Genomic DNA, 7,789 nt, shown 5'->3' on the forward strand with positions numbered 1-7,789 from the left:
GAAAGCATCGCCCCGATCGGCGATGATCCCCTCGTCAGCCTGCCCACCCTCGCAGCCTGATCGTCCCGGCCCAAGCCGGTGATCGTGGTGGCCCTCACCAAGCTACACCACGCCTAGGGACACGACCCGGGCGTGGCATCTCGGTCGTCATAGGACCACCACCCGTTCCACTTCCGCAAGCGCGGCATCTCGGACCCGGTCGGAATCGCGTCCGGAGCCGCCCGTTGTCTCGATTGCGACCCCGTCTGCGCGCACGACGATTCTGAGCACCGGCAGCCCAGCCGCCTGCGCTGCGCGGATCACGCGCGCGATATCGGCCTGTGTGACGCTGGCGGCCCTGCGCGGCATCTACGTGCGCCCTCCCCGCTCGCCGCTCTCGAGGCCATCCGCGAACGGCCCCAGCGGTCCAAAGGAGGCATCGCAGCCTCCGGTGTGAATTGGTGCGACCGTCCCAGGCTTGACCATCGTCAGTGACGCGCGACGAGGCATGGAGCTTGGGTTCCCGTTATCGGATGGGTCGCGGCACCCTCTTGGACCGCCTCGCCGCAGATCGTGCCCTTGCGGGCATCTCGAAATTCAGATCTTGCGCACCCTCAGGCGGACCAGCGCGCCGGGCGCGACCGTCTCGTCGAAGGCGGCAGGGATTGGCGTGTTGCCGGCCGAGGCCGCGGTGAACGTGCCATCGGCCGCGACGTAGACTGCGGCGCCGTCGGTCGTGGCCGAGCCGGCGATGACCCGGATGGGGCCCTCGTTCAGCAGCGCGGCCGTGGAGAAGGTCGGATAGGTGTCGGCGGGAAAGCCGCCGGGCACCACGCCCTGCGTCGGCTGCTGGGCCACGTTGGCGATGGCGACGCCCATGAAGGCGCCGGCCGCGGGCACCTTCGTCACGCCGTGGTCGCCGGTCCCGCGGAACGCCGCGCGGCCGAACACCAGGCCATCGGAATCCTCGACGGTTCGGCTGATGCGGTTCGAGACCTCGCCGTCCGGGACGTGGCCGGGATAGCCGATCGGGCGGATCTGACCGTAGGTGCCTTGGATGATGGGCATGGTCGCAGGCCTTTCGATGGATGGTTCAGGCGGCGGTCGCGGGGTGGCGACCGCCGACACGGTCGGGTGTCAGGGCGAGGCGCTCGCCCCTGTCGAGGCGGTCTGCCCCTTCACGATGCTGGCGCCCATCGAGCCGAGGCCGCTCTTCGCACCGGCTGCCGCGGAACCGGCCACGCCCTCCACGCCGCTGATGGTCTGCGAGATGCTGACCGATTGGGTCCGGTTGTCGTTGCCGCCCGAGTTGTTGTTCGTGACGTTGGTGACGCTCGCGGTTCCGGCCGCGGCCTTGCCCATCCAGTCCGTCCCCATGCGGTTGCCGAGCCCCCCGAAGGTCGGCGCCGTGCTGCCCGACCCACCGTTGAACGCGATGCTCGGCATGCCGTTGGGCTGGCGGGTCAGCCAGGGCACGCCCTTGCGGCTGTTCGGGATCATCGAGGGCGATCGGGAGGGGGCGCCCGCGTTGAAGCGGTCGTTGAAGTTCTCCAGCGAAACCGGCTCGGCCAAGCCGTTCATCTCATAGAGGCGCTTCATCATCTCGCCCTCGGTCTTGCTCTCCGCGGGCTTCATGCCGTCCTCGAACTTGTCGACGACCTTGTTCAGCACACCGGCCATGGCACCGAGCGCGATCTTGCTGTAGTCGCCGGCCCGCTTCAGGAGCACGTCGATGGATTGCGTCGCCTGGTCGATCCTCGACACGTCGTTGTTCATCTGCTCGCTGAACTGCGATGCGACCGAACCCCTGTAATTCTTGGGATCGTTGATCATCGCGATGTTCTCGCGAATTTTCTGCGCCGATGCGGCAAGGCGTTCGACGTCATCCTGCCGAGTCTTGCCGAAAATGCCGGTCAGCACCTCGGCGCGCTTCATCGGGTCCTTGATGGCGTTGATCTTGTCGAGGAACTCCAGCGCTGTCGCGGTCGGCTTGGCGACGAACATCTTGCGGAGATTGTCGGATGTGTAGCCCAGGGCCTTGATGCCCTCGCTGGCGTTCTTCGAATACTCGTCGCCCAGCTTCAGGAAGTTGATGTAGTCCTCGATGCCGCCGGCTGCGATCTCGGTCTGTACGCCGCGCTCCTTCAGGCCGGCCCCGAAGCCGAGGATGTCGCCCGACGACATGCCGGCGGTCTTGCCGGTGCCACCGACGCGCCGTAGGATCTCCAGCAGGTCGACCTCCTTCGAGGCGGACTTGTCGGCCATGGTGTTGATCTGGTCGCCGATCCGCTCGATCTCGGCTTGGTTCGCCTGGTAGATGTTCCCGATCTCGGCCATTGCCTGACCGGTAGCCTCGGGGGTCGTGTTCCATGCGGCGCTCGCCTTCGCTCCGAACTCGGTGAAGCGCATCAGCTCGCCCTCGGGACGGCCCGCGAAGCCCGCGGCCGAGAGCATGCCGGCGAGCTCCTCCTTGTTCTTCCCGGTCTGCCGGGCGAGCCGCATGATCGCCTCGCTGTAGTCCTCGCGCTTCGAGCCGGTCGCGTCGGTGGCCTTGCTCACCTCGATCATCGCGCGCTCGAACTTCATCGACGAGCGCGTGGCCGCGCCCACGGCGGCGCCGGCACCGTAGACCGCGCCCGCCGCGAGGATCGGGACGCCCGCACCTTGCGTGAACTCCTTGCCAGCCCGGCGCGTCGGTCCCGGCCGGTGGGGAGACGGCCGGCCCGGCACGCCGCCGGGGCCGTAGGCGCCCGGTCCCCGGCCGCCGCCGGCCCGCGCTGCCCGACCGGCCTCCATGCGGAATCGCCGCGCCGCCGCTGTGGCCCGGTCGAAGTCGCGGATGACGGCCCCGAGCCCCTTGCCCGACCCGCCGAAGTTGATCTTCAGATCCTTGCCGGCGTCGCGGGTCGCCTTCTTGATCTTGTCCAGCTCGCGCAGGAATTTGCCGGCCTCGGCCAGACTGCCGACCTTGAACCCGAGCTTGGCGACCAACTCCTCGATGATCATCGGCGGCGTCCCTTCATGTGCTGGGCAGCCTCACGCTCGGCATGCAGCTTGGTCCGCTCGCCGGCGGCTTCCCGGAGATCCAAGATCTCGTGGAAGGTCGCGAGGTCGTCCAACGTGTAGACCGTGCGGAGATCGTGAAGGCTGCAGATGGCCGGATGGGAGAACCCTGGCGTCGGTCGCAGGAGGTACGCGTCGTCCCGAAGGTTCGGCGCGATGAAGTCGATCTCGCGCTGGGAGAGATAGCCCCCTCCGGCGCCCGATGATCCGCCTAGCGGGCCGCCAGGCTTGCGGACAAAAAATCCCGGAACTGCACCCCCATGGCGAACCACGCGACCTCGATCACGTCGTTCATGGCGGCCGGCTTCACGCCGACGATGCAGGGGTCGCTGCCGGCGCGGCAGGTCTGGACCATCCTGGCGAGGTAGTCCTGCACGGCGTTGGGATCGACATCGCCGCCGATCGTGCTGGCGATGAAGGCCTGATGCGCCCCGGTGCCGGCGACGCCCGAGGCGACCGATGCCATGACGGCTGGGTTGCCGCCGAACACGTTCTGCATCTCGACCAGGAGCTTGATCGTGTCCGCCGCGGGCAGCTTCTCGCATCGGTAGACGATGCCGCCGATCTTGGTCTCGCTCGCCATGGTGGCGCTCCTCAGGTTGATGTCGGGGTGGGCGAGGGCCGGCGGGCTGTTCAGCCCTGCGCGCGGCCGTTCCAGATCGGGCGCAAGTAGGCCGCTTCCTGGGCGTCGAAGGCAGGCAGGAACAGGGCCGCGGAGAGGGCCGAAACGACGCCCCACGTGGTGGCGCCGTTCGGCGGGACGCCGCGGGCCAGGTGCTCGACCGCCCCCTTGCTGCCGATCGCCTCGTCGGCCGCCGCGACCTGGCGCATCAGGGCGGCGAGCTCGCCGGCCAGCCGGGGATAGTCCTCGCGGAGCGCCGTCACCGCGGCGTCCTGCAGCTTCTTCGCGGCGGCGAGCCGGACCCGTTCGACGGCCGCCTCCTCGGCGCGGGTGACCTCGACAAGCCGCCGGTCGAGCGCCTGAAGGGCCGCCTGCTGCCGGCGGATGTCGAGGTCGAGCCGCACGAAGCGATCGGCGGCGCTGGCAGCCTCGGCACCGGGCACGAGCGGGTCGAGGCTCGTCGCCTCGGCTGCGTCGAGGGCGACCTTCAGGCGGCCGGCCTCGGCGGCGGCTTCGGAGATCAGCGCCGAGACGGCGCCCGAGGTGGTGGCAGCCGTCAGGACGGCGGCGACGCGATCGGAGAGGGGAAGCTGGTCCAACATGCTCAGCGCCTCGCGCGCAGGCGCTGCTGGGTCGCCACGACGATGCCCGAGAGGTGGTCGGCGCAGGTCGTCAGTGCCGACTTGGCGGCGTCCGTGACCATGCCGGTGCCGGCGCCGTAGCCGTCCCGCTGCATCGCCATGCGCGAGATGATCCCACGGGCATCGCTGATCCCCTGCTCCACGATGAAGGGGTCCTTGTCGTTCATCCGGCCGATGCAGTGCCGGATCTTGAACTGGAACTCGGAATGGATCTGCGGCATCGCGTCGGTGAACGTCATGGGCACGGCGGCATCCTTCGTGGTGGAGGCCCCGGACATGCTGTCCGCCATCATCAGGCCGAAGCGGAACACCTCGCCGTCTTGGAGGGTGTCGGGATTTTTGCCTGCGGCGATGAGCCGGGCCCGACGCTCGTCTTGGGTTTCGATCACTTTGTAGGCTCCGCAAGATCAGGTGCGGATCGGAACCTGCACCGGCTTCGCGGGGTGGCCTACAGCAAGAATGCGCTCTCTGCGTTTTCTGCGTTTTATGTGATTTCTGCGGGAAGAAATCTGTTGGCGCGCTCGCGATACGCCTCGAAAGCGTCGGATCGACGGTCCCCAGCGAGGTAGGCATTGAGCGCGGCGCGGTCGTCGTCGAGCAGCATCAGCAGGGCCGGCAGCGAGATCATCCAGGCGCCGTCAACGATGCGCCGGCCGATGTGGTGTTGCTCGGCCCATGCGCGGATCGTGGCGGGGCTTCGGCGCGCGATCCAGGCGGCGTGCTTCACCTCGCACGCCTCTTGCCGGTCCCAGGGTTTCAGCACCTGCGGCGTCATCGAGCGGCCCCCGGGTGGTCGGGTTGGGCGATCGGCGGCCCACCGCGGCGGTTGCGCGTCACCGGCCGCGCGGCGGGGTCGGTGTTCGGAGCCCATGCCACGGCACGCCAACCGGTCGGGACGCGGCTCCAGTGCGGGGCCGGGTGGCGGACGCTGGTCCGGGTGATCCAGCTTGCACCGCGGACGTGGTTCGTCGTCAGGCGCGAGCCGGCGTAGATCCAACGCTCGATGCGAAGGTCGACGGGGCGATCGAGCGGCACGGTGGTCAGCGGGTGCCAAGGCGGGGCGGGGACGGGCATGGGAACGCTCCGAGGCCAGAGGGGCCAGTCGCGAGGCAGATGGCAGATTGACGGGAGCGCGGGACGTGTTACGTGTGTTTCAACGAACGTAGCTTTTCGCGTGACGGGGTTTCGAGACCGATGGCCGAGGGCAAGTTCATCAGCTACCTGCGGGTGAGCACCGCGAAGCAAGGCGCGTCCGGCCTCGGCCTGGAGGCCCAGCGCCGCGCCGTTGCCGACTACCTCAACGGGGGCCGCTGGACCGTCATCAGCGAGGTCGTGGAGGTCGAGTCTGGCAAGCGCAACGACCGGCCCAAGCTCGACGAGGCGCTGCGCCTGTGCCGTCTCCATGGCGCCACGTTGGTGATCGCGAAAATCGATAGATTGTCCCGCGACGCTGCCTTCCTGCTCAACCTCCAGGCCGCCGGCGTCCGCTTCGTGGCGGCCGACATGCCGGAGGCGAACGAGATGGTCGTCGGCATCATGGCGGTGGTGGCGCAGGCCGAGCGCAAGATGATCTCGACTCGTACGAAGGCGGCCCTTCAGGCTGCCAAGGCCGCCGGGAAAAAGCTCGGTGGCTACCGGGTCGGCGCAGGGGTTACAGACGCCGCTAGGGTCAAAAGCGCGAAGTCCCGGCAGGCCAAGGCTGCCGCCCGCTCCGTGGACATCGCCCCAGTCATCGCAGAGATCCGGGCCGGTGGTGCGGTCTCCCTCCGCGAGATCGCTGCGGGGCTGAACGAGCGCCGCATCCCGACCGCACGCGGCGGCACGTGGTCGGCTACTCAGGTGCAGCGGGTGGCGGCTCAGGCTTAACACCTGCCCCGGCCTCGCGCGCTGCGCGCTCCTGGGATCGCCCATCTGCTGTCCTCCTTCCGATGCCCTTGCGGGCTCAGTTCCCGATGCCGTCAGGAGTCGGGGATGTCCTCGAGGAAGGCCCGGGCCCGCCGGACCAGCGCCCGGCATCCCCGATCCACTTCCAGAGCCTCGACCGTCCGCATGCCGTGCCGGTAGGCACCGTTCCGTTCACCCCTCGGTGCGCCGCTTCCGGGGGCGCCGCCGTGCATCCGGCACCTCGTCTTCCCGTTCACCGCTGGCGACTGGCAGGCGGTCCCGGCGCGGGTCTTCGCGCAGCATCGTGGCGCCGTCCGAAAGGGCGAGGGCTGCCGATCCAGTGAGTGCATGGGGTTGGTCTCCCTTTTCGAGGTAGCCCCCACCCTTCCCGGTGGTGACGTTGCCGACGATCGCCTGCCCGCCCTCGTGAACGTGCACATGCTCGACCGTGACCTTCTGCTCCCCGCCGCGCCGGAGTTTCGCCATGGCCTCGGCCTGGGCGGTGAAGGTCCGCAGGAGCTTCACTGCGAGGGTGCCGCACTCCTGCATGGCCGTTCCGCTGGTCGCCATCTTGGCCCGCGTCAGCATCTCCATGGCGACCTCGTTGGTGGCCACCATTTGCGAAGCCAGCATCGACTCGCACTCGTCCTGGGGCGCGATGCCGGACATGGCCGCCAGGGCCGCGTTGGTCTGCTCCTCGGTCGGAAGGTCCTGCCCCCGGTCCCGCATGACCGCCCCAAGGCGCCCGAACCCGCGTGATGCGAACTCCGGGGAGGCCGTGCCGAAGGTGTCCAGCATCCGAAGGTGGTGCCCGAGCGCGTCGGAATGCGGTGCCCCGTGAACGAGCACCTGGTCCTCACCGGTGGCCTGGATCTTGACCTTGAAGGGCACCCGGCGCTTCCCGAGCCTCTTCAGGGCCGCGGCGTTCTCCTGCTTCTCCCGAGCGTGGGGCTCACGCACGGCCTTGATGGTTGCCGGCGCTTTCATTGCATCCGCTCCCCAGCTGCTACGGGAAGGTCCGGGCGCTCCAGCCGCAGGTCCTCCGCAGCCTCCGCGAACGAGCGCAACGCTTCCGCCGCCCCCAGCATGTGATCGGTCGCCGCGTTCTCGCCGGCCTCGATGGCGGCGGCGGCGTCGCGAGCCGCGTCGATCACCGCTTGGACGCCACTGTTGAAGACGGCCCGTTCGGCAGCATTCAGCAGTCGGTGCTGATCGATGCCCGTGGGGAAGGGTTGCGAGGTCATGGTGTCTCCTAAGGGTCGGTGGATAGAGCGGATGGGGTCACCAGTCAGTGTCTTCGGGCTTTGCGCCTGGGCGCTGCGATGCCTTCGGAGGTGCCGGCGGCGCGCTCTCCGCAGCCGCGATGACAGCCAGAGCTGCATCGCGGCAGTCGATCGCTCGGAGGCACAGGCGGGCGGTGGCGGCGTACTCGCTCTGCACCTTCGTGCACGCCGCGATCACCTCGCAGATTTCAGAGTCTGTCCGGCATCATAATGTTTTCTGACAGAGCTTTCGGGTCATGAGGCGGATGGAGGCCAAGAGGACGAACGCTCGCCCTTTCCGGCTTTTGCATTCCCAATCCTTCGCGAGACGGCGGCAG

General features: G+C 68.7%; 13 protein-coding genes and 1 pseudogene. 2 read left to right on the forward strand and 12 right to left on the reverse strand.

Annotated elements, in window-relative coordinates:
• Positions 1-147 precede the first annotated feature (147 nt).
• The 3 genes from FV234_RS24435 to FV234_RS24445 all read right to left on the reverse strand — a co-directional run bounded on the left by FV234_RS24435 (position 148) and on the right by FV234_RS24445 (position 2,985).
• Positions 148-348 (reverse strand): hypothetical protein, encoded by a 201-nt coding sequence (locus tag FV234_RS24435; RefSeq protein WP_147832219.1) that lies wholly within the window; start codon positions 346-348, stop codon positions 148-150.
• Positions 349-576: 228 nt separating this feature from the next.
• Positions 577-1,047, reverse strand: a complete 471-nt coding sequence (locus FV234_RS24440; RefSeq protein ID WP_147832221.1) for a hypothetical protein — start codon at positions 1,045-1,047, stop codon at positions 577-579.
• A gap of 69 nt (positions 1,048-1,116) precedes the next feature.
• The gene (locus tag FV234_RS24445) at positions 1,117-2,985 is read right to left on the reverse strand and encodes a phage tail tape measure protein (RefSeq protein ID WP_147832222.1); all 1,869 of its coding nucleotides are present in this window, start codon (positions 2,983-2,985) and stop codon (positions 1,117-1,119) included.
• 17 nt (positions 2,986-3,002) lie between these two features.
• On the opposite strand from FV234_RS24445, the gene FV234_RS24450 reads away from it, so the two are divergent.
• Entirely contained in the window at positions 3,003-3,248 is a 246-nt protein-coding gene (locus FV234_RS24450; RefSeq protein ID WP_147832224.1) for a hypothetical protein, read from the forward strand.
• 5 nt (positions 3,249-3,253) lie between these two features.
• Here the strand turns inward: FV234_RS24450 and FV234_RS24455 are convergent, their stop codons facing one another.
• From FV234_RS24455 to FV234_RS24475, 5 genes are all read right to left on the reverse strand, one after another.
• Positions 3,254-3,625 carry a phage tail assembly chaperone gene (locus tag FV234_RS24455; protein ID WP_147832226.1) on the reverse strand — a complete coding sequence of 124 codons (372 nt, stop codon included), beginning with the start codon at positions 3,623-3,625 and terminating at the stop codon, positions 3,254-3,256.
• 50 nt (positions 3,626-3,675) lie between these two features.
• Positions 3,676-4,266, reverse strand: coding sequence for a hypothetical protein (locus FV234_RS24460; RefSeq protein WP_147832227.1), 591 nt, complete (start codon positions 4,264-4,266; stop codon positions 3,676-3,678).
• A 2-nt stretch (positions 4,267-4,268) separates the two neighbouring features.
• The gene (locus FV234_RS24465) at positions 4,269-4,694 is read right to left on the reverse strand and encodes a hypothetical protein (protein WP_147832229.1); all 426 of its coding nucleotides are present in this window, start codon (positions 4,692-4,694) and stop codon (positions 4,269-4,271) included.
• A gap of 95 nt (positions 4,695-4,789) precedes the next feature.
• On the reverse strand, positions 4,790-5,080 hold the full coding sequence (locus tag FV234_RS24470) for a hypothetical protein (protein ID WP_147832231.1): 291 nt from the start codon (positions 5,078-5,080) through the stop codon (positions 4,790-4,792).
• Complete coding sequence (locus FV234_RS24475; RefSeq protein WP_147832233.1) at positions 5,077-5,379, reverse strand: hypothetical protein; 303 nt, start codon at positions 5,377-5,379, stop codon at positions 5,077-5,079. The genes FV234_RS24470 and FV234_RS24475 overlap by 4 nt, the downstream gene beginning before the upstream one ends.
• A 120-nt stretch (positions 5,380-5,499) precedes the next feature.
• Here FV234_RS24475 and FV234_RS24480 point away from each other — a divergent pair, with 120 nt between their 5' ends.
• On the forward strand, positions 5,500-6,171 hold the full coding sequence (locus FV234_RS24480; protein ID WP_147832235.1) for a recombinase family protein: 672 nt from the start codon (positions 5,500-5,502) through the stop codon (positions 6,169-6,171).
• 92 nt (positions 6,172-6,263) lie between these two features.
• On the opposite strand, the gene FV234_RS27015 is transcribed toward FV234_RS24480, so the two are convergent.
• The 4 genes and pseudogenes from FV234_RS27015 to FV234_RS24495 form a co-directional block, all read right to left on the reverse strand.
• Positions 6,264-6,446: a hypothetical protein gene (locus FV234_RS27015; protein ID WP_281407970.1), complete on the reverse strand. Its 183-nt coding sequence runs from the start codon at positions 6,444-6,446 to the stop codon at positions 6,264-6,266.
• Positions 6,382-7,176 (reverse strand): hypothetical protein, encoded by a 795-nt coding sequence (locus FV234_RS26385; protein WP_187273800.1) that lies wholly within the window; start codon positions 7,174-7,176, stop codon positions 6,382-6,384. The genes FV234_RS27015 and FV234_RS26385 overlap by 65 nt, the downstream gene beginning before the upstream one ends.
• A complete protein-coding gene (locus FV234_RS24490; protein WP_147832239.1) occupies positions 7,173-7,433 on the reverse strand; it encodes a hypothetical protein in 261 nt (86 codons plus the stop codon). Before FV234_RS24490 ends, FV234_RS26385 begins: the two co-directional genes overlap by 4 nt.
• Before the next feature lie 244 nt (positions 7,434-7,677).
• Positions 7,678-7,789: pseudogene (locus tag FV234_RS24495) on the reverse strand (IS5/IS1182 family transposase); the annotation flags it as partial.

It is taken from the genome of Methylobacterium sp. WL8 (assembly GCF_008040045.1).
In the GTDB taxonomy this organism is placed as follows: Bacteria; Pseudomonadota; Alphaproteobacteria; order Rhizobiales; family Beijerinckiaceae; genus Methylobacterium; species Methylobacterium cerastii.

Excerpts from the sequence above, each read along its gene's own strand:
- FV234_RS24435 (WP_147832219.1), bottom strand. The coding sequence starts at position 348 with ATGCCGCGCAGGGCCGCCAGCGTCACACAGGCCGATATCGCGCGCGTG.
- FV234_RS24440 (WP_147832221.1), bottom strand. The coding sequence starts at position 1,047 with ATGCCCATCATCCAAGGCACCTACGGTCAGATCCGCCCGATCGGCTAT.
- FV234_RS24445 (WP_147832222.1), bottom strand. The coding sequence starts at position 2,985 with ATGATCATCGAGGAGTTGGTCGCCAAGCTCGGGTTCAAGGTCGGCAGT.
- FV234_RS24455 (WP_147832226.1), bottom strand. The coding sequence starts at position 3,625 with ATGGCGAGCGAGACCAAGATCGGCGGCATCGTCTACCGATGCGAGAAG.
- FV234_RS24460 (WP_147832227.1), bottom strand. The coding sequence starts at position 4,266 with ATGTTGGACCAGCTTCCCCTCTCCGATCGCGTCGCCGCCGTCCTGACG.
- FV234_RS24470 (WP_147832231.1), bottom strand. The coding sequence starts at position 5,080 with ATGACGCCGCAGGTGCTGAAACCCTGGGACCGGCAAGAGGCGTGCGAG.
- FV234_RS24475 (WP_147832233.1), bottom strand. The coding sequence starts at position 5,379 with ATGCCCGTCCCCGCCCCGCCTTGGCACCCGCTGACCACCGTGCCGCTC.
- FV234_RS24480 (WP_147832235.1), top strand. The coding sequence starts at position 5,500 with ATGGCCGAGGGCAAGTTCATCAGCTACCTGCGGGTGAGCACCGCGAAG.
- FV234_RS26385 (WP_187273800.1), bottom strand. The coding sequence starts at position 7,176 with ATGAAAGCGCCGGCAACCATCAAGGCCGTGCGTGAGCCCCACGCTCGG.
- FV234_RS24490 (WP_147832239.1), bottom strand. The coding sequence starts at position 7,433 with ATGACCTCGCAACCCTTCCCCACGGGCATCGATCAGCACCGACTGCTG.